We start from the raw sequence: 18,788 nt of genomic DNA on the forward strand, positions 1-18,788 counted from the left end.
CGGACCCGGCGGGACGCGGGGGCAACGCGGCCCCCGGGCGGCGGTTGCCCCCGCCGGCGCGCGGCGCGCGCCATGAGCCGCGCGACGCTCGCCGGTGTGGCCGCGCTGCTGCTCTGGGCCTTCCTGGCAGTGCTGGCGCGGGGCTCGGCGGGGGTGCCGCCGCTGCAGCTGACGGCCATGGCCTTCGGCACGGCAGGAGCGTTGGCCACGGCGGGGCTGGCACTGCGCGGACAGCTCCACCTGCTGCGCCAGCCCCCGCTGGCCTGGCTGCACGGGGTGGGCGGGCTGTTCGGCTACCACGCCCTCTACTTCGCGGCCCTGGCCTGGGCGCCGCCGGTGGAGGCGAGCCTTCTGAACTATCTCTGGCCGCTGCTGATCGTGCTGCTCTCCGCGCCGATCCTCGGCCTGCGGCTGGGGGCGCGGCGGCTGGCGGGGGTGGTGCTGGGGGGGCTGGGCTGCGCGCTGGTGGTGGGACCGGGCGCCTCCTTCCCGCCGGGGGCGGGCCTCGGCTTCCTCTGCGCGGCGGCGGCGGCCTTCGTTTGGGCGACCTACTCCGTCACCTCGCGCCGCATGGCCGCGGTGCCGACGGAGGCGGTGGCGGGGTTCTGCCTCGCCTCCGCCCTCCTCGCGCTCGTCGCCCATCTCGGCCTCGAGGCGACGGTGGTGCCGGATGCCCGGCAATGGGTCTCCGCCGTGCTGCTGGGCCTGGGGCCGGTTGGGGCGGCCTTCTTCCTGTGGGACATCGGCATGAAGCGGGGCGACCCGCGGCTGCTGGGCACCCTGGCCTACGCGGTGCCCGTGGCCTCCACCCTCCTCCTGCTGCTGGCCGGGGAAGGCGTGGCGGGGCCGCGCGTCCTGGCGGCGGCGGCGATGGTGGTGGGCGGCGGCTGGCTCGCCGCCTCCGCGCGGGATCCCGCGAGGAGCAGGGAAGGGCCGCACCGGCCCCCGGCGCCGAAGGCGTCCTGACCCTGGCCGCCGGCGCCCTGGCCTCGCGCCGGAAGCACCGGGACACCACTGGCGGCGAGGCCGGGCCCGGTGGGCGGAAGGCCACCCGTGGCGCGGCCCCGCCCCCCGTTCTATCCTGCGCCGCGATGTTCCAGACCAAGCCGCGCGTGGCGCTCTTCGTGACCTGTCTGGTGGACCTCTACCGGCCCACGGTAGGGTTCGCGGCCATCCGGCTGCTGGAAAGGGCGGGGTGCCAGGTGGAGGTGCCGGCGACCCAGACCTGCTGCGGGCAGCCGGCCTACAACTCGGGCGACCGGGCGACGGCGAAGGACCTGGCGCGGGCGGTGGTCGACGCCTTCCTCGGCTATGACTTCGTGGTGGCGCCCTCCGGCTCCTGCGCGGGGATGATCGCGCACCACTACCCCGCCCTTTTCGCCGACGACCCGGACTACCGCGGCCGCGCGGAGGCGCTGGCGGCCCGCACGCAGGAGCTGACGGCCTTCCTCTCCGACGTGATGGGCGTGGAAGCGGCCGCCCCGCCCTATGACGGCGTGGCCGCCTACCACGATTCCTGCTCCGGCCTGCGGGAAATGGGCGTGCGGGACCAGCCGCGCCGCCTGCTGGCGGGGGTGCCGGGGCTGACCGTGAAGGAGCTGGCGGAGCGCGACGTGTGCTGCGGCTTCGGCGGCACCTTCTGCGTGAAGTACCCCGACATCTCCGCCCGCATGGTCACGGACAAGGTGGCGGACATCCGCGCCAGCGGGGCGGACACGCTGCTGGCGGGCGACATGGGCTGCCTGCTGAACATCGCCGGCCGCCTGCGGCGCGAGGGCAGCGAGGTGCGCGTGCGCCATGTGGCCGAGGTGCTGGCCGGCATGACCGGCGACGTGCCCCCGATCGGCGAGCCCCGGATCGATGGGGCGGAGGACCCGCGCGCGTGACCCTGCCGCGCCTCGGCCGCCGCCCGATCCTCATCGGGGCGCTGGCGGCGGGGGCGCTGGGCTGGGCCGCGGCGTGGTCCACGGGCTCGCGCGGCGCCGCCACTTGGCTCTTCGCCTGGGACGCGGCGGCGCTGGCCTATATCGGCGCGGTGCTGGTGGCGCTCTGGAGCGCCGATCCCGACCGGATGCGGAAGCGGGCGGAGGAGCTGGACGAGGACCAGTGGGTCATCCTGCTCCTCTCCGTCGTCGCCTCCCTCGCCTCCCTCGCAGCGGTGGCGGTGGACCTGGCCGGGGCGAAGGGCACGGACCGGGCGGACGGCGCCGCGCTGCTCGCGGGCGGCACCGTCCTCCTCTCCTGGGCCTTCGTGCAGGTGCTCTACGCCCACCACTACGCCCACGCCCACTGGCTGCGCGGCGAGGGGCTGGACTTTCCCGGCAACAGGGAACCCGACTTCCCGGAGTTCCTCTACTTCGCGATGACCGTGGGCATGACCGCCCAGGTCTCCGACGTCACCACCCGCTCCGCCGGGATGCGGCGGCTGGTGCTCGGGCACTCCATCCTGGCCTTCCTGTTCAATGCCGTGGTGGTGGCGGCGGCGGTGAACCTCGCGGCGGCGCTGGTGGGATAGGTTTCTTCGGGAGGCTCCGCCTCCCGCACCCACCGCCAGGGGGAAGAAAGAATTCTTCCCCCTGGAACCCCCATCATCTTCTTCTATCGGTTGGCCCCGTGGAGACCTGTTCCGCGCCGAGGGTCGATGACCCTCGGCGAGCCGCAAGCCCTGCATTCCGCGGCAGCCCTATAGAAGAAGATGAGGGTGGGGGTTCCAGGGGGAGGGAGAACTCCTTCTCCCTCCCCCTGGCCGTCATCAGCCCTTGCCCGGCTCCGCCAGGCCGCGGTGCATCTCCGCCACCACGGCGGAGGGCAGCACGTTCGCCACCGCCGACTGCAGCTTGTTCTTCAGCCCGTACACCACGTCGCCGTCGCCGCGCAGCATGGCCGCGAAGCCGGTTTTCGCCACCTCGGCCGGATCGTCCTTCTTCTGCTGGCCGACGGGCGTGTCCATCATGTCGCCGCGCTCGAAGAACTCCGTCTCCGTCGCGCCGGGCATGAGGCAGGTCACGCTGACCTGGGTCTCCTTCAGCTCGTTGCGGATGGCCCAGGAGAAGGAGTTCAGGAAGGCCTTGGTGCCGTTGTACACGGCCTGGAAGCTGCCGGGCATGAAGCCGGCGATAGAGCCGGTGATGAGGATGCGCCCGGCGTTCCGCGCGCGCATGCCCTGCCCGACCTTGTGGATCAGGTAGAGCGTGCCGGTGATGTTGGTGTCCACCACACCCCGGATGCGGTCGAAATCCTGGTCCAGGAAGGCGTGGCCGAGGCCGCGGCCGGCATTGGCCAGAAGCGCCTCCACCTCGCGCCCGTTGGTCGCGGCCAGCAGCTTGTCCACGCCCTCTGTGGTGGAGAGGTCGGCCTGCAACGCCTCCACCTTCGCGCCGGCGGCGCGCAGCTCGCTGGCGGCGGTCTCGATCTCCGGCTCGTCGGCCGCGATCAGCAGCTCGTAGCCGTGCTTCGCGGCCTCGCGCGCGAGTTCCAGCCCGATGCCGGTGGAGGCGCCTGTGACGATGGCGAGTGCCATGGTTCTTCTCTCCGAAGGGGTCAGGGCTTCAGGACGACCTTGATGCAGCCGTCCTTCTTGTCGCGGAAGGTCTTGTAGAGGTCCGGCCCGTCCTCCAGCCCCGCCGTGTGCGTGATGACGAAGGAGGGATCGATCTTCCCGTCCTGGATCATTCCCAGCAGCCGCGGCAGGTAGTGCTGCACGGGGGTCTGGGCCATTCGGAAGGTCAGGCCGCGATTGATGGCGGAGCCGAAGGGGATCTTGTCCAGGAGCCCGCCATAGACGCCGATGATGGAGACCGTGCCGAAGTTGCGGCAGCAATGGATCGCCTGGCGAAGCACGTGCGGACGGTCCGTGCCCATGAAGGTCGCGACCTTGATGCGGTCGATCACGGAATCGAAGCTTGCCGTGCCGTCCGCCTCGGTGCCGACCGCGTCGATGCAGGCATCGGCGCCGCGGCCCTTGGTCATCTCCTGGATGGCGTCGTAGATGTCCACCTCACGGAAGTCGAGCGTCTCCGCGCCGGCGGCCCGCGCGAGCGCCAGGCGCTCCGGCACGGTGTCAATCGCGATCACCCGCTCCGCGCCGAGGATGAAGGCGCTGCGGATCGCCATCTGGCCCACGGGGCCACAGCCCCAGATGGCGATCGTCTCGCCGCCCTGGATGTTGCAGAAATCCGCGCCCATGAAGCCGGTGGGGAAGATGTCGGAGAGGAACAGCACCTGCTCATCCGTCATCCCCTCGGGGATCTTGATCGGGCCGACATCGGCGTAGGGCACGCGCACGTACTCCGCCTGCCCGCCGGGGAAGCCGCCGAGAATGTGGGAGTAGCCGAACAGGCCGGCGGGCGAGTGGCCCCAGAGCTTCTCCGCCACCTTGGCATTGGGGTTGGACCGCTCGCAGCCGGAGAAGAACCCCTTCTGGCAGAAGAAGCACTCGCCGCAGGAGATGGTGAAGGGCACCACTACGCGGTCGCCGACCTTCAGCTTTTTGTTGTCCTTGCCGACCTCGACCACCTCGCCCATGCACTCGTGGCCGACGACGTCACCGCGCTCCATGCCCGGGATCATCCCGTCCATGATGTGCAGGTCCGAACCGCAGATGGCGCAGGACGTGACCTTGATGATGCAGTCGCGGCCGTCCTCGATCTTCGGGTCGGGCACCGTCTCGCAGCGCATGTCGCCCTTGCCGTGCCAGGTGATCGCCTTCATGCGCGTTTCCCTTCGAGATGTCTGAGAGAGGTCAGCCGTTCACCACGTCGCCACCGTTCGGATGCAGCACCTGCCCGTTGATGTAGGAGCTGTCCGAATCCGAGGCGAGAAAGATATAGGAGGGCGCGACCTCGTCCGGCTGCCCCGCACGGCCCATCTGGGCCGATGCGCCGTGCTCCGCCGTCTTCTCCGCGTCGAAGCTCGCGGGGATCAGCGGCGTCCAGATCGGCCCCGGCGCCACGGCGTTCACGCGGATCTTGCGCGCCTTGTAGAGCTGGTTCGACAGGCTGCGCGTGAAGGCGACGATGGCGCCTTTCGTGCTGGAGTAGTCGATCAGCTGCGGGCTGCCGCGATAGGCGGTGACGGAGGTGGTGTTCACGATCGAGGCCCCGTCCGGCATGTGCGGCAGCGCGAACTTCGCCATCCAGAAGTAGCCGAAGATGTTCGTGCGGAAGGTCCGCTCCACCTGCGCCGGGTCGATGTCCGCCAGGTACTCGCAGACGTGCTGCTCGGCAGCGTTGTTCACCAGCACGTCGATCCGCCCGCCGAGGAAGGAGACCGCCTTCTCCACCGCCTGCTTGGCGAAGGTCACCTCGCCCACGTCGCCCGCGATGGCCTCGCAGCGCCGCCCGGCGGCCTCCACCAGCCGCTTCGTCTCCGCCGCGTCCCCGTGCTCGTCCTTGTAGAGGATGACGACGTCCGCACCCTCCTTGGCGAAGCCCACCGCCACGGCGCGCCCAATGCCGGAATCCCCTCCCGTCACCAGCGCCTTCCTGCCCTCCAACTTGCCCGAACCCTTCCAGTCCTCCATGGCCGAGCGAGGGCGCGGCGTCATCTCGCTCTCGATGCCGGGCTGATGGGCCTGCTGCTGCGGCGGCTGGGGCGGCTTCGGGTTCTCGCTCATGCGCAGCTCCTTGAGGGCGCTGCCAGAACGGCTCCCACATGGGCACGGTTGCGCGATTCGACGCGGGTGACGAAACGCGATGCCAGTGCCGAGCGATGGATTATCTTATGTTGATGCGCGGGTTGGCCCCTAAGGGGCTTCGCCCCCTGGACCCCCACCAGGAGGCTGAGCCTCCTGGACCTGCATCGGGCTACCGCGGAACTGACGGGACGCGTCAGCTCTCTACGACCGGCACCCTTCCTGCCCTTGCAGTCGCCTCGGCTCCAAGAGCCGAGGCGCACCGTCAGCCGGGCAAAGGCCAAAGCCTAGAAGAAGATGATGGTGAGGGGTCCGGGGAGAGGAAGAATTCCTTCTTCCTCTCCCTGGCCACGGACCGGAAGCGAAGGATCAGCGTATCCCAACCCGCATGAAGAGCTGCACGAACTGCCGCTGAAAGAGCAGGAAGGCGGTCAGCGGCGGCGCGGCGGTGAGGAGGGTGGCCGTGCTGATGATGGCCCGGTTGATGCCCTGGTCGGTCCAGGGTTGGGCCCATCGATCCAACCAGCCTCCTGGCGGAGGGTCCAGGGAGGCGGCGCCTCTCTGGGGTCACGGGCGCAACGGCCTGCCCGCGCCCGAAACCGTCCCACACCCCCCGCGTTGCCGATCCCATTGGCCGGGGACTCGATGGCGCAGATTTTCTCTCCCGCCGCCGATGCCCGGCTGCGCCTTGCCCTGGTCATCGGTGCGGCACTCCTTCTGCTGGGCCTGGCCTCAGGTTTCGCCTGGGTGCGCTCCGGCACGGCCTGGCGCGTGGGGGAGCCGGCGCCGCAGCCCATCCCCTTCAGCCACGCCGTGCACGCGGGCGGGCTGGGCCTGGATTGCCGCTTCTGCCACGCGGGCGTGGAGCGCGCGGCGGATGCGGGGATGCCGAGCGCCGAGACCTGCCTCGGCTGCCACGAGCGGGTGTGGAACGTCACCGCCCAGTTCGCGCCGCTGCGGGCCGCGATCGCGCGGGGGGCGGCGGTGGAGTGGTCCTCCGTCAGCCGCCTGCCGGACCATGCGCGCTTCGACCATTCCGCCCATACCGCCGCCGGCGTGGCCTGCGGCACCTGCCACGGCAAGGTGGAGGAGATGCCGCGCACGGTGAAGGCGGAGACGCTGAACATGGGCTTCTGCCTGGACTGCCATCGCGAACCGGCGGCGCAGCAGCGCCCGGCGGGGTCGGTCTTCGCGCGCGACTACGTGCCAACGGGTGAGGCGCACGCGCTGCGGCCGCACGGGCTGCAATCCTTCCGCTACGAGCATTACGGGGTGGAGGTCTCGCCCCTCACCCGCTGCTCCACGTGCCACCGATGAGCACCGTCCCACCCCGGCGCGGCCCCGATCCCGCGCCCGAGCCGCCGCAGCCCGCCGCCCTGGCCCCCGCGCCGCACGGCGTGCTGGAGCGGCGGGACGCGCTGCGGCTGATGGGCGCCTCCCTCGCCCTTTCGGCGCTGGCGGGCTGCGAGGAGGCACCGGAGCACGGCCACCCTCTGCACGCCCCCGCCCGCGCGGCCGACGGTGCGGCCTCCGCGGCGGAGTACGCGACGGTGCTGGAACTGGACGGGCTCTCGCGCGGGGTGATCGTCCGCACGCGGAACGGCCATGCGGTGAAGGTGGAGGGCAACCCGGCCCATCCCGCCAGCCTCGGCGCGACGGACATCTTCGCGGAGGCGGCGGTGCTCTCGCTGCACGACCCGCAGCGCGCCCGCCGCATCCGGCGGGACGGGCGTCCGGTGCCGGCGGAGATGCTGGAGGCGGCCATCGCCGCCGCCCGGGCGGAGCTGCTGCCGCGCGGCGGCCGGGGTCTGCGGATCCTCACCGGCCCCGTCTCCTCCCCCACCCTGGCGCGGGTGATGGCCGCTGTCCTGGCGGCCTTTCCGGAAGCGCGCTGGCACGGGCACGACCCGCTGGCGGACGACGCGGCGCTGGAAGGGGCGGTGCGCGCTTTCGGGCAGCCGCTCGCTGCCGTGCCGGACCTTTCGCGCGCCCGGGCGGTGCTCTGCCTCGGCGCCGATCCGCTGGGGACGATGCCCGGCCACCTTCGCCACGCGCGGGACTGGATCACGGCGCGGGCGGAAGGGCGGGGCGCGCGCCTGATCGTGGCGGAGGCCTCGCCGAGCATCACCGGCTCCCGGGCGGACCGGCGCATTCCCCTGCACCCCGGCAACGCCGCCCCCTTTGCCGGTGCCGTCGCCGCCGCGCTGGGCGTCGAGGGCGCGTCCGGCACCCATCCGGAGGCGGCGGCCGTCGCGGCGGAGCTGGCGGAAGCCGGACCGGGCGCCCTCGTCCTCGCCGGGCGCGGCATGGGGGCGGAGGTGCATGCCCTGGCCCACGCCATGAACGCGCGCCTGGGGGGCGAGGCGATGCGCCTGCTGCCGCACCCTCTGGCCCGGCCGGAGCCGATGGCGGCCTCCATCACCTCCCTCGCGGCCGACATCGCGGCGGGCGAGGTGACGCACCTGCTGATCCTCGGCGCCAACCCCGCCTACGACGCCCCGGCCGCGCTGGGCCTTGAGGCGGCCCTGCGCCGCATCCCCTTCACCCTGTATCTCGGCTTCCGCGCGGACGAGACGGCGCGGCTCTGCACTTGGCAGGTCCCGCTGGCGCACCCGCTGGAATCCTGGGGCGACTCCCGCGCCTTCGACGGCACGCCCGCCATCCGCCAGCCCGCCACCGTCCCGTTGGCGAGGGAGGCGCGGGGCGAGGTGGAGATCCTCACCACCCTTCTCGGTGCCCCCGCCTCGGCCCGGGCGGCGGTGGAGGAGACCTGGCGCGTCGCCTGGGGCGAGGCCTTCGACGCGCGCTGGGCCGCCGCGCTGGAGAGCGGCGTGGCCGGCGAGGCCCCCGCCCCCCTGCGCCCGAGCTTGCGTCGGGACTGGAACCGCCCCGCTCCGCCCCCGCCCTCCGGCCTGGTCGCGGTCTTCGCGCCCGATCCCGGCACGCGCGGCGGGGAGGCGGCGCACGAGGCCTGGCTGCAGGAAATGCCCCGCCCGTTGACGAAGATCACCTGGGGCAACGCCGCGCTGATGGCCCCCACCACCGCCGCCGCGCACGGGCTCTCGGCCGGGGACGAGGTGGAGCTGGAACTCGGCGACCGCCGCGTCCTCGCGCCCTGCTGGCCCCTGCCCGGCCACGCGCCGGACTGCGTCACCCTGCCCCTCGGCGGCGGGCGCCGCGCCGGCGGGCCGGTGGGGGAGGGGAGGGGCTTCGACGCCTACGCCCTGCGCCCCGCCGACGGCGCCTGGACCGCGCCCGGCCTCTCCATGCGCCCCACCGGCCGCAGGGCGGATGTCGTCACCACCGATTCCCACCACCGCGTGGACCCGTCCGAGGCCGTCCGCACCGTGGCCCCCGGCGGCACCCTGCCGCAGCCGGGCCGCGACGCCTCGCTTCACCCGGACTGGCCCTACCCCGCCCAGGCCTGGGGCATGGCGATCGACCTGGACGCCTGCATTGGCTGCAACGCCTGCGCGGTAGCCTGCCAGGCGGAGAACAACGTGCCCGTGGTCGGCCCGCTGGCGGTCTCGCAGGGCCGGGAGATGCACTGGCTGCGCGTGGACCGCTACCACCACGGCGAGGAAGGGAACCCCGCCTCCTCCTTCCAGCCCGTCCCCTGCATGCACTGCGAGCAGGCGCCCTGCGAGCCCGTCTGCCCCGTCAACGCCACGGTGCACGACCAGCAGGGCTTGAACGTGATGGTCTATCCGCGCTGCATCGGCACGCGGACCTGCTCCAACAACTGCCCCTACAAGGTGCGGCGCTTCAACTGGGCGGACCACCGCCGCCTGCTCGACACCCCCGCGCGCAACCCGGACGTGCCGCTGCGCCCGCGCGGCGTGATGGAGAAGTGTACCTACTGCTCCCACCGCATCGCCGGTGCCCGCAGCGCCGCCTCCGCCGAGGGCCGCGCGCTGCGGGACGGGGATGTGGAGACCGCCTGCCAGCGCGCCTGCCCGACCCGCGCCATCACCTTCGGCGACCTGAACGACCCGGAAAGCGCCGTCTCCCGCGCGCGGCAGGATGGCCGGCACTACGCCATGCTCGGCCATCTCGGCACGCGCCCCCGCACCACCTACCTCGCCCGCGTCGCGCCGGAGACGGAGGCATGAGCGACGTCACCGCCCCCGTCGCCGCCGCAGCCCTCCGCCCGGGTGCCTGGGGCTTCCGCCTCTCCGTCGCCTTCTGCGCCGCGGGGGTGGTGGTACTGGCCGCTTCCGTCGCCGCCGTGCTGGTGCGGGGCGTGGGCGTGTGGGGGAACAACATCCCGCATGTCTGGGGCTTCGACCTGATCGGCTATGCTTGGTGGATCGGCATCGCCAACGCCGCCAGCCTCTTCGCCGCGGTCCTCGTGCTGCGGCGGCACGGGCTGCGCACGGCGGTGAACCGCTTCGCGGAGGCCGCGGCGCTGGCCGCCATCCTCGCCGCCGCCTTCTACCCCATCCTCCACCTCGGCCGGGCGGAGCTCTTCCTCTGGACCCTGCCCTACCCCTCCTACACCGGCCTCTGGCCCCAGTTCGGCAGCCCGCTGGTCTGGGATTTCTGGGGCATCATGTCGCACGTCGTCGTCACCAGCCTCTTCTGGTTCATCGGGCTGATCCCGGACCTCGCGACGATGCGCGACGCGGCGGCCACGCGCGGGCGGATCGGCGCCGCGCGCGCCTACGGCCTGCTGGCGCTGGGCTGGCGCGGATCGGTGGCGCACTGGCACCGCCACCAGGCCGCCTACCGCCTCGTCGCCGCGCTGGTGCTGCCCCTCCTCCTCTGGGCGCAGACCGTGGTGGCGCTGGAATTCGCCACCACCCTCGTCCCGGGCTGGCACCAGGCGCGGCTGCCGCTGCACGTCGTCGTCACCGGCCTTCCCTCCGGACTCGGCGTGGTGCTGGCCCTCGCCGCCGTGCTGCGCCACGCCCTCTCCCTCCAGCGCTTCGTGGACCGGGAGGACATGAACCTCCTGGCGCAGCTCACCGCCACCGCCGGCCTCATCGCCGCCCTGGCCTACGCGCACGAGCTGCTGGTTGGCTTCGCGGAGGAGGACGCCACTACGCGCGCCGCCCTCTCCGCCCGCGTGCTGGGCCCGGGCGCACCGGCCTACTGGGGCGCCATCGCCCTCTCCGCCGCCCTGCCTCAAATCCTGTGGAGCGGCTGGGCGCGCCGCCGCACCCTTGTGCTTATCGCGGTCGGCATTCTAGCCGCCGCCGGCGTCTGGCTGGACCGCTGGTCCCTGGTGGTGGACGGCCTGCTGCGCGACCACCTCGTCGGCATCGGCCCGGGCTATTCGCCCAGCCCCGCGGAATGGGGCCTGCTCGGCGGCACCGTCGCCCTCTTCGGGCTGGTGCTCCTCCTCTTCGGCCGCCTCGTCCCCGCCGTCTCCATGTACGAGACCCGCCACGAGGAGAGCGAGGCCGAGATGGAGGAGGAGGAGCGGTGAGCCACCCCCCGCCCTTCGGCCAGATGGCCGAGTTCGCCGATGGCGACGCCCTGACGCAGGCCGTGCGCGCCGCCCGCGCCGCCGGCTGGCAGCGCCTGGAGGCCTACTCCCCCTACCCCGTGCCCGAGGCCGCCGAGGCCCTCGGCGTCAGCGCCGCGCCGCTGGGCTACATCACGCTCGCCGCCGGTGCCTTCGGCGCCGCCCTCGCCGCCGGCACCGCCTGGTATATCTCCGTCCACCTCTACCCCGTGAACGTCGGCGGCCGCCCCCTCAACGCCTGGCCGGCCTTCATGCCCACCACCTACCTCGTCGCGATCCTCTGGGCCTGCGCCGCCGCCCTCATCGGGATGCTCGCCCTGAACGGCCTGCCCCGGCTGAGCCACCCCGCCTTCTTCGCCCGCGGCTTCCACCGCGCCAGCGCGGACCGCTTCTTCCTGTTCCTCTCCTCCGACGACCCGCTCTACGAGCCGGAGGCCACGGCGGGGTTCCTGCGCGGGCTCTCCCCGCTGCGCGTTTCTGAGGTGCGGAGCGCGTGATGGGCAGTTCTGATCCGGTGCGCTGGTGGCCCCAGGAGGAGAGAAGGAATTCTCCCCTCCTGGACCTCCCCTCATCTTTTTCTTCAAAGCTGCCGCGGAATGCGAAGCAGGGGTCTCGCCGAGGGGCCATGCCCCTCGGCGCGGGACAGGGCGACCGGAACCAACGGATCGCGGGGTCCGGGGTGGCCGTTGCCACCCCGGCGGAGGGTCCAGGGAGGCAGAGCCTCCCTGGGGCCACATGAGGCGCCTTCTCCTCCTCCTGCTTCTCGCCGCCTGCGACGGCTGGCCCGAGAGCCCGAAGCCCCCCGCCCCGCTGCCCCCGCCGGAGGGCGCAGTGCCGCGCGGGGCCGCGGCGGAGCGTCGTGCCCTGGCCGCCCCCGGGCCGCCCGTGGACGCCGCCCTTCTGGCGGAGGGCGCGGACCGCTACGCCATCTTCTGCACGCCCTGCCACGGGGCGCGGGGCCTGGGGGACGGCGTGGTCGTCTCGCGCGGGCACCCGCCCATCCCGCCGCTGCCCGCCGATCCCGCGCGCAGCATGGCGGCGATCGCCGAGAATCGGGTGGGCGCGCATCCCCTGGCGGACCGGCTGGACCCGCGCCAGCGCTGGGCCGTGGCGCGGCACGTGGAAGTGCTGATAGGGAGGCGCTGATGCGGGCGGGGCCATGACCGCGTTCGGGGAGGCCTGGCTGCTGGCCTGGCTGCTCGCTGCCACGCTGGGGGCCGGGGCGCTGGCCGTGTTCGCCTCCGGCCTGCTGCTGCGGGAGCTGTGGGTGGAGCCGCTGCGGCCCGCCTTCTCCGCCGCCGGGCGGGCCATGCCGGCGCTGCTGGTCCTGGCGCTCCCGCTGGTTGCGTTGGCGCCGCATCTCTATCCCTGGGCGGGAGAGCCGCGGGCGGTGGCCATCGGGATCGCCACGGCGGTGATCCTGCCGCTCTGGTGCGTGCTGGGATGGTGGCTGGACCGGCGGGCGGAGACGCGCTGGCCCGCCGGCATCGCGCTGATGCTCGTGGTGCTCTCCGCCGCCATCGGGTTCGAGGACTGGGCGCTCTCCCGCGACCCGGGCTGGGTCGCCAGCCTGTACGGGATCTCCCTGCTGGAGGGCGGGGCCGCCGCCGCCCTCGGCCTCTCCGTGCTCGTCCTCGGCTGCCCCGAGGAGCCGGAGGCGCGCACGGGGCTGGAGCGGGCGCTGCTCACCCTCGGCGTCTTCGCGCTCTGGCTGTGGTTCGTGGGGTTCGTCACCGTCTGGGCGGCCGACCTGCCGCCGGAGGCCGCCTGGTACCTGCGACGGCAGGAAGGGGGCTGGCCGTGGCTGAAGCTCGGCGTGGCCGTGCCCGCGCTGCTCGGCGCCGTCGCCCTGGCGGTCGTGCCGCAATGGCGGCCCCGGCGGATGCGGGCGGTCTGCGGGCTCCTCGTCGTGCAGCACGCGGCGGGGCTGCTGTGGTCCGTGCGGCCGGACGCACCGCTCGCCCCTGGCGCGGCGGCAGGGGCGCCGAGCACGGTGGCGGACGCGATTGTGATCGCCCTGGTCGTACTTCTTCTCGCCCTGGCCCTCCGCCTCGCGCGGCGCGGGCGCGCCGCTCCTGTATGATCGTCCATGATTCGAGCAGCAGCAGGAGGCGCGCATGAACCGAACGGATGCCGTGCCCTTCTGCGGCCTGCCGCCCCTGCCCGGTGAGGCGGGCTGGAACACCAGCCCCCTCCTGGCCGGGGTGCTCCTGGCCGGGCTCCTCATCGGCTGGCGTCCGGCGGCGGACCGGCGCCTTTTCCTCGTCGGCTGGGCCGTTCTGGCGGCGACGCTGGTCTCGCCCCTCTGCAGCCTCGCCGTCGCGCTCTTCTCCGTGCGGGTCGGGCAGCACCTCCTCATCATGCTCGTCGCCGCGCCGCTGATCGCCGCCGCCTTCCGCGCGCGCCCGGCCGGGCCCGGCGCACTGGCCCTCTCCGCCGCCCTCCTCGCCGTCGCGCTATGGTTCTGGCACCTGCCCGCGCCCTATGCCCTGACCTTCACCTCCGACATCGCCTGGTGGGCCATGCACGCCTCCCTCCTCGGCGCCGCCGCCCTCTTCTGGGCCGGCGTGACCCGTGCCGCGCGGGCGGACGCGGCCCTGCTCTCCGGCCTCGCCACCGCCGCGCAGATGGGCGCGCTCGGCGCCTTCCTCACCTTCGCGCCGCGCCCGCTCTTCGCCCCCCACGCCTTCACCACCCTGCCCTTCGGCCTCACGCCGCTGGAGGACCAGCAGCTCGGCGGCTTGCTGATGTGGGTGCCGGGCGGAATCGCCTTCGCGGCGCTCGCCCTCCTCGCCCTCTCCCGCGCGCTGCGGGCGGCGCCGGAGCAGATGGAGGCGTGACGGGTTCCGGTTCTGCGGTGCCCGGTCCGGTGGCCCCAGGGAGAGGAAGAAGGAATTCTTCCTCTCCCTGGACCCTCTCCATCATCTTTTTCTATCTGTCTGGGGTCATCCGGCGGGCGGTGCGCCTCGGGTCGATGACCCGAGGCGACTGCGAACGCAGAATCAGTGCCGATCGTGGAGAACCGACACTTCAGGTCAGTTCCGCGGCAGCCAGATGCAGGTCCAGGAGGCTCAGCCTCCTGGCGGGGTGCAGGGGCGGAGCCCCTGCCCTTCTTCTGCTTGCGTCGTGCACCGGCGCGCAAACACCACTCGATCCCTGGGGCATCCAGGCCGATCGCATCGCGGTGCTCAGCCACGTGCTGTTCTGGGGTGGCGGCGCGGTGTTCCTCGTCACCATGGGCTTCCTGGCGCTCGCCTTCCTGGCGCCGCAAGGGTTGCGACGGGCGATGGGGTCGCGGCGCTTCCTGATCGGGGGCGGGATCGCGTTCCCGGTCGTCGTGCTGACGGCACTGCTGGGCTACTCGCTCACCGTCTCCCGCGCGCTGACAGAGCCCATGTCGGACGCGCCGCTGCGGGTGGAGATCATCGGGCGGCAGTACTGGTGGGAGGTGCGCTACCCCGACCTCGGCGAGGGCGCGGTGACGGCGAACGCGCTGCACCTGCCGCTGGGGCGGGAGGTGGAGCTGAACCTCACCTCGGGGGACGTGATCCACAGCGTCTGGATCCCGAACCTGCACGGCAAGCTGGACATGATCCCCGGCCGCGTGAACCGGCAACGGCTGCGCGCGGACAGGTTGGGCGAGCTGCGCGGCCAGTGCACGGAGTTCTGCGGGCAGCAGCACGCGCTGATGGCCTTCGACGTGGTGGTGCAGACGCCGGAGGATTTCGACGCCTGGATCGCCCGCCAGCGCGCGCCCGTGCCCCAGCCGGAGACAGAGGAGCACCGGCGCGGGATGCAGGTGTTCGGCGAGGCAGGGTGCGGTGCCTGCCACGCGGTGCGCGGCACGCCCTGGGCGGCGCGGATCGCGCCGGATCTCTCGCGCGTGGGGTCGCGCGCCACGCTGGCGGCGGGGGTGCTGCCGAACAATCTCGGCAACCTCGCGGGCTGGATCGCGGCGCCGCAGGACATCAAGCCCGGCAACAACATGCCGTCCTACGCCCGATCCCTGGAGGGCTCCGACCTGCTCGCCCTCTCTTCCTGGCTGGAATCCCTGCGTTGAGCGATCTGCCGCACACCCTGCCGCGCCCGCCGGAGGAGCTGGGCCGGCTGGAGGCCGCCTGGGCCTTCCCGCGCGGCTTCCGCGTGATTACGGAGATCAACAACAACCTCATCGGCCCGCTCTTCCTGGCGACCTCGCTGATGTTCCTGCTGCTGGCGGGGCTGCTGGGCGTGCTCATCCGGCTGCAGCTCGCCTTCCCCGGCCTGACTTTGATCGACCCCAACACCTACAACCAGGTCTTCACCACCCACGGCACGATCATGATGTTCCTCTTCGCCGTGCCGGTGGTGGAGGCGGTGGGCATCGCGCTGCTGCCCGCCATGCTCGGCGCGCGGGAGATGCCGACGCCGCGGCTGGGCGCCTACGCCTACTGGATCTACCTGATCGGCGGTTCCGCCTTCTTCATGTCGCTGTTCTTCGGCGCGGCGCCCGACGGCGGGTGGTTCATGTATCCGCCGCTCACGGGCAAGGCGCACTCGCCCGGCGTGAACACGGACATGTACCTGCTGGGGATCGGCTTCATCGAGATCTCCGCCATCGCCGGCGCGATCGAGCTGATCACGGGCATCCTGCGCTGCCGCGCGCCGGGGATGACGCTGGGGCGGATGCCGGTCTTCGCCTGGGCGATGCTCGTCTTCGCGGGAATGGTGATCTTTGCCTTCCCCGCCGTGATCGTGGCTTCGACGCTGCTGGAGCTGGAGCGCGCCTTCGACTGGCCCTTCTTCCTGCCGGAGCGCGGCGGGGACCCGATGCTCTGGCAGCACCTGTTCTGGTTCTTCGGCCATCCGGAGGTCTACATCATCTTCCTGCCGGCGGCGGGCATGGTCTCCATGATCGTGCCGGCCATGGCGCGGGCGCCGCTGGTCGGGCACAGCCTCGTCGTGCTGGCGCTGGTGGGAACGGCCTTTCTCTCCTTCGGGCTCTGGGTCCACCACATGTACGCCACGGGCATCCCGGGGCTGAGCCTGGCCTTCTTCGCCTCCGCCGGCTTCGCCGTCTCGGTCCCCTCCGGCCTGCAGGTCTTCGCCTGGATCGCCACCTTCGCGAGCGGGCAGCGCGTGCGGATCGCGACGCCCACGCTCTTCATCCTCGGCTTCCTGTTCATCTTCACGCTGGGCGGGCTGACGGGGGTGATGGTCTCCGTCACGCCCTTCGACTGGCAGGCGCACGACACCTACTTCATCGTCGCGCACCTGCACTACGTGCTGATCGGCGGCATGGTCTTCCCGATCCTCGCCGCGCTCTACTACTGGGCGCCCTGCCTCGGCACGCCGCTGTCGGAACGGCTGGGGAAGTGGGTCTTCTGGCTCTGCTTCCTCGGCACCAACGTCACCTTCTTCCCCATGCACATCTCCGGCTTCCTCGGGATGCCCCGGCGCATCTACACCTACCCCGCGGGGATGGGGCTGGAGATCTGGAACCTCATCTCGACCATCGGCGCGCTGATGGTGCTGGCGGGCGGGGTCGTGCTGTTCGTGGACCTGATCCGGAACTTCCGGCTGGAGGACGGCGGTGACAACACCTGGGACGCCGGCACGATGGAGTGGCTGCCCAACTACAATTACGGCCCGCGCAGCCTGCCCGCGGTGGACAGCCGCTACCCGCTCTGGCGTAACCCGAAGCTGGCGGAGGAGGTGGAGGCGGGCGCGCACTACCTGCCCGGCACCATCACCGGGTTGCGCGAGGGGCTGGTGGTCAGCCCCGCGGAGGGAACGCCGCAATACGTGGCGGTGCTGCCCGGCCCCACCTGGGCGCACCTCGTCGCGGCGGTCGGCACGGCGGGCTTCTTCCTCGTGCTGACGGTGGAGTGGCTGGTGCCCGCCGCCGCCTTTGCCGCGCTGGCGCTGGCCGCCTTCCTCTACTGGCTCTGGACCGGCACGGATTTCGGCCCGATCGGTGAAGGGCGCGGCGACATCGGCGGCGGGATCGTGCTGCCCACCTATGTCACCGGCCCCATGTCCGTCTCCTGGTGGGCGATGTGCGGGCTGATGCTGGTGATGGGCTCCTGCTACGCCTGCCTCATCGGCACCTCCCTATTCCTGTGGCTGGTGAACGGGGACGGCATGTGGCCCCCCACCGGGATCGGCCTGCCGATCCTCGAGCGCGGCGGGATCGCCCTGGCCCTCTACCTCGGCGCGGGCGCCGTGATGCTGCTGGCCCGCGCGCTTCTGCGCCGGAACGACGCCCTGCCCTTCTGGGCCGTGCCGCTGGCGCTCGCCCTGCTGATCGGCGGCTACCTGGTGGACATCTCCGCCCTCACCGGCGCCGGCATCTGGCCGACGCAGCACGCCCACACCGCCTCCTCCTACGCGCTGCTCACCTGGCAGGGCGGCATCGTCATCACCTGCGCCATCATGGCGCTCTACACCCAGGCGCGCGCCTGGGCCGGCATGATCGACGCCACGCGCCGCCTGACCTTCGATAACACGATGCTCTTCTGGCTCTACGCGGCCGGGCAGGGGGCGGTGGGGATCGTGCTGCTGCACGGCTTCCCGCGCCTGCTGTGAGCGACGCCGCCTCCGTCGCCCGCGCCGTCCTCTGGCCCGCCGCCGGGCTCGCCGTCTGGGGCGCCCATTTTGGCGGGATCTACGCCATCCACGCCCATGCCTGCGAGCGCGCGCTGGAGAGCCGGCCCCTCCTCGGCCTGCCCTGGGTGCCCGCGCTGGTCGCCGCCGTCACGGTGCTGGCCCTGGTGGCGCTGGTTCTCCTCGTCCTCCTCGCCCAGCCCGTGAAGGGCGCGATGGAGGGCGGCGAGCCCGAGCCCGGCTTCACGCGCTGGTTCGGCGCGGCCGCCTGCGTGCTGGCCGGCTTTGCCGTGCTGTTCCAGGCGGCCCCGGCGGCGGTGCTGCCAGCCTGCTGGTAGCGCCCAGTCCTGATCCGTTCCGCATCCCAGGGGGCCTTGCCCCCTGGAACCCCCACCGGGGTAGCAACGGCTACCCCGGACCCCGCGACCGGGCTGCCGCGGACACGACGATACCTGTCGCGCCGCAAACCTTTTGAATCCAGGTGAGCACGAACGGCCCTGTCCCGCGCCTCGGGTCATGGACCCGAGGCGAGCCGCTAGCCCCGCATTCCGCGGCAGCCAACCAGAAGAAGATGAGGGGTGGGGTGCCAGGGGAGGGGAGCATTCCTTCTCCCCTCCCCTGGCCCGCAGCATCAGGCCCGCGGCCTGATTCGTGGCTCCTCGCGCGGCCCGGCCTGCCCAGGCCCCAGCGGCAGCCCGGCCGGCACTTCGGGCACCCGCCCGGCCCCGAGGGTGAAGAGGTAGGCCGCCGCGTCGCGCGCCTCGGCCTCGGTCAGGCCGAGGTTGGGCATGGCGCTGCCGGGCGCCATCGCCTGGGGGTCGCGCAGCCAGGCGACGAGGGTATCGGGCGCGTTCGGGTGGTGGCCGGCCAGGTAGCCGCGCCGGGCCCACTCCGTCAGTGGCGGCCCGGCCCAGGAGGTAGCACCGCGCACGCCGGGGATGACGTGGCAGGCGCCGCATCCGCGGGCGCCGATCACGGCGCGGCCGCGTTCCGGATCGGCGCCGGCAATGCGGAGCGCGGCGGGGGGCGCCTCGTCACATGCGGCGAGGGCGAGCGCGAGGAGGGGAAGCAGCCGGAGGATCGGTGTTGTCCGCATCGGGT

At 72.8% G+C, this 18,788-nt stretch carries 18 protein-coding genes; 13 read left to right on the plus strand and 5 right to left on the minus strand.

Annotated features, from left to right (window positions below):
• Positions 1–72: 72 nt before the first annotated feature.
• From VQH23_RS06795 to VQH23_RS06805, 3 genes are all read left to right on the plus strand, one after another.
• The gene (locus VQH23_RS06795) at positions 73–966 is read left to right on the plus strand and encodes a DMT family transporter (RefSeq protein ID WP_338664874.1); all 894 of its coding nucleotides are present in this window, start codon (positions 73–75) and stop codon (positions 964–966) included.
• 125 nt (positions 967–1,091) lie between these two features.
• Entirely contained in the window at positions 1,092–1,886 is a 795-nt protein-coding gene (locus tag VQH23_RS06800) for a (Fe-S)-binding protein (protein ID WP_338664875.1), read from the plus strand.
• Complete coding sequence (locus tag VQH23_RS06805) at positions 1,883–2,515, plus strand: DUF1345 domain-containing protein (RefSeq protein ID WP_338664876.1); 633 nt, start codon at positions 1,883–1,885, stop codon at positions 2,513–2,515. Before VQH23_RS06800 ends, VQH23_RS06805 begins: the two co-directional genes overlap by 4 nt.
• Before the next feature lie 237 nt (positions 2,516–2,752).
• Here VQH23_RS06805 and VQH23_RS06810 read toward each other — a convergent pair whose 3' ends face one another.
• From VQH23_RS06810 to VQH23_RS06825, 4 genes are all read right to left on the minus strand, one after another.
• Positions 2,753–3,520 (minus strand): SDR family NAD(P)-dependent oxidoreductase, encoded by a 768-nt coding sequence (locus VQH23_RS06810; RefSeq protein WP_338664877.1) that lies wholly within the window; start codon positions 3,518–3,520, stop codon positions 2,753–2,755.
• Between the two features lie 20 nt (positions 3,521–3,540).
• Positions 3,541–4,710 (minus strand): zinc-dependent alcohol dehydrogenase, encoded by a 1,170-nt coding sequence (locus VQH23_RS06815; protein WP_338664878.1) that lies wholly within the window; start codon positions 4,708–4,710, stop codon positions 3,541–3,543.
• 31 nt (positions 4,711–4,741) lie between these two features.
• Complete coding sequence (locus VQH23_RS06820; protein ID WP_338664879.1) at positions 4,742–5,614, minus strand: SDR family oxidoreductase; 873 nt, start codon at positions 5,612–5,614, stop codon at positions 4,742–4,744.
• A gap of 387 nt (positions 5,615–6,001) precedes the next feature.
• Positions 6,002–6,154, minus strand: a complete 153-nt coding sequence (locus VQH23_RS06825; protein WP_338664880.1) for a hypothetical protein — start codon at positions 6,152–6,154, stop codon at positions 6,002–6,004.
• Positions 6,155–6,277: 123 nt separating this feature from the next.
• Here VQH23_RS06825 and VQH23_RS06830 point away from each other — a divergent pair, with 123 nt between their 5' ends.
• The 10 genes from VQH23_RS06830 to VQH23_RS06875 all read left to right on the plus strand — a co-directional run bounded on the left by VQH23_RS06830 (position 6,278) and on the right by VQH23_RS06875 (position 18,025).
• Complete coding sequence (locus VQH23_RS06830) at positions 6,278–6,949, plus strand: cytochrome c3 family protein (protein WP_338664881.1); 672 nt, start codon at positions 6,278–6,280, stop codon at positions 6,947–6,949.
• Positions 6,946–9,744 (plus strand): 4Fe-4S dicluster domain-containing protein, encoded by a 2,799-nt coding sequence (locus VQH23_RS06835; RefSeq protein WP_338664882.1) that lies wholly within the window; start codon positions 6,946–6,948, stop codon positions 9,742–9,744. Before VQH23_RS06830 ends, VQH23_RS06835 begins: the two co-directional genes overlap by 4 nt.
• Positions 9,741–11,063 (plus strand): NrfD/PsrC family molybdoenzyme membrane anchor subunit, encoded by a 1,323-nt coding sequence (gene nrfD / locus VQH23_RS06840; RefSeq protein ID WP_338664883.1) that lies wholly within the window; start codon positions 9,741–9,743, stop codon positions 11,061–11,063. Before VQH23_RS06835 ends, nrfD begins: the two co-directional genes overlap by 4 nt.
• Positions 11,060–11,599, plus strand: a complete 540-nt coding sequence (locus VQH23_RS06845) for a DUF3341 domain-containing protein (RefSeq protein ID WP_338664884.1) — start codon at positions 11,060–11,062, stop codon at positions 11,597–11,599. Before nrfD ends, VQH23_RS06845 begins: the two co-directional genes overlap by 4 nt.
• Before the next feature lie 238 nt (positions 11,600–11,837).
• Positions 11,838–12,248, plus strand: a complete 411-nt coding sequence (locus VQH23_RS06850; RefSeq protein ID WP_338664885.1) for a c-type cytochrome — start codon at positions 11,838–11,840, stop codon at positions 12,246–12,248.
• A gap of 13 nt (positions 12,249–12,261) precedes the next feature.
• Positions 12,262–13,185, plus strand: coding sequence for a hypothetical protein (locus tag VQH23_RS06855; RefSeq protein ID WP_338664886.1), 924 nt, complete (start codon positions 12,262–12,264; stop codon positions 13,183–13,185).
• A 34-nt stretch (positions 13,186–13,219) separates the two neighbouring features.
• Entirely contained in the window at positions 13,220–13,942 is a 723-nt protein-coding gene (locus VQH23_RS06860) for a cytochrome c oxidase assembly protein (RefSeq protein WP_338664887.1), read from the plus strand.
• Positions 13,943–14,286: 344 nt separating this feature from the next.
• Positions 14,287–15,162, plus strand: a complete 876-nt coding sequence (coxB, locus tag VQH23_RS06865) for a cytochrome c oxidase subunit II (protein ID WP_338664888.1) — start codon at positions 14,287–14,289, stop codon at positions 15,160–15,162.
• A complete protein-coding gene (locus tag VQH23_RS06870) occupies positions 15,159–17,669 on the plus strand; it encodes a cbb3-type cytochrome c oxidase subunit I (RefSeq protein ID WP_338664889.1) in 2,511 nt (836 codons plus the stop codon). The genes coxB and VQH23_RS06870 overlap by 4 nt, the downstream gene beginning before the upstream one ends.
• Positions 17,666–18,025: a hypothetical protein gene (locus tag VQH23_RS06875; protein WP_338664890.1), complete on the plus strand. Its 360-nt coding sequence runs from the start codon at positions 17,666–17,668 to the stop codon at positions 18,023–18,025. Before VQH23_RS06870 ends, VQH23_RS06875 begins: the two co-directional genes overlap by 4 nt.
• Before the next feature lie 293 nt (positions 18,026–18,318).
• Here VQH23_RS06875 and VQH23_RS06880 read toward each other — a convergent pair whose 3' ends face one another.
• Complete coding sequence (locus tag VQH23_RS06880; RefSeq protein ID WP_338664891.1) at positions 18,319–18,783, minus strand: c-type cytochrome; 465 nt, start codon at positions 18,781–18,783, stop codon at positions 18,319–18,321.
• Positions 18,784–18,788 lie beyond the last annotated feature (5 nt).

The organism is Pararoseomonas sp. SCSIO 73927, from assembly GCF_037040815.1.
In the GTDB taxonomy this organism is placed as follows: Bacteria; Pseudomonadota; Alphaproteobacteria; order Acetobacterales; family Acetobacteraceae; genus Roseomonas.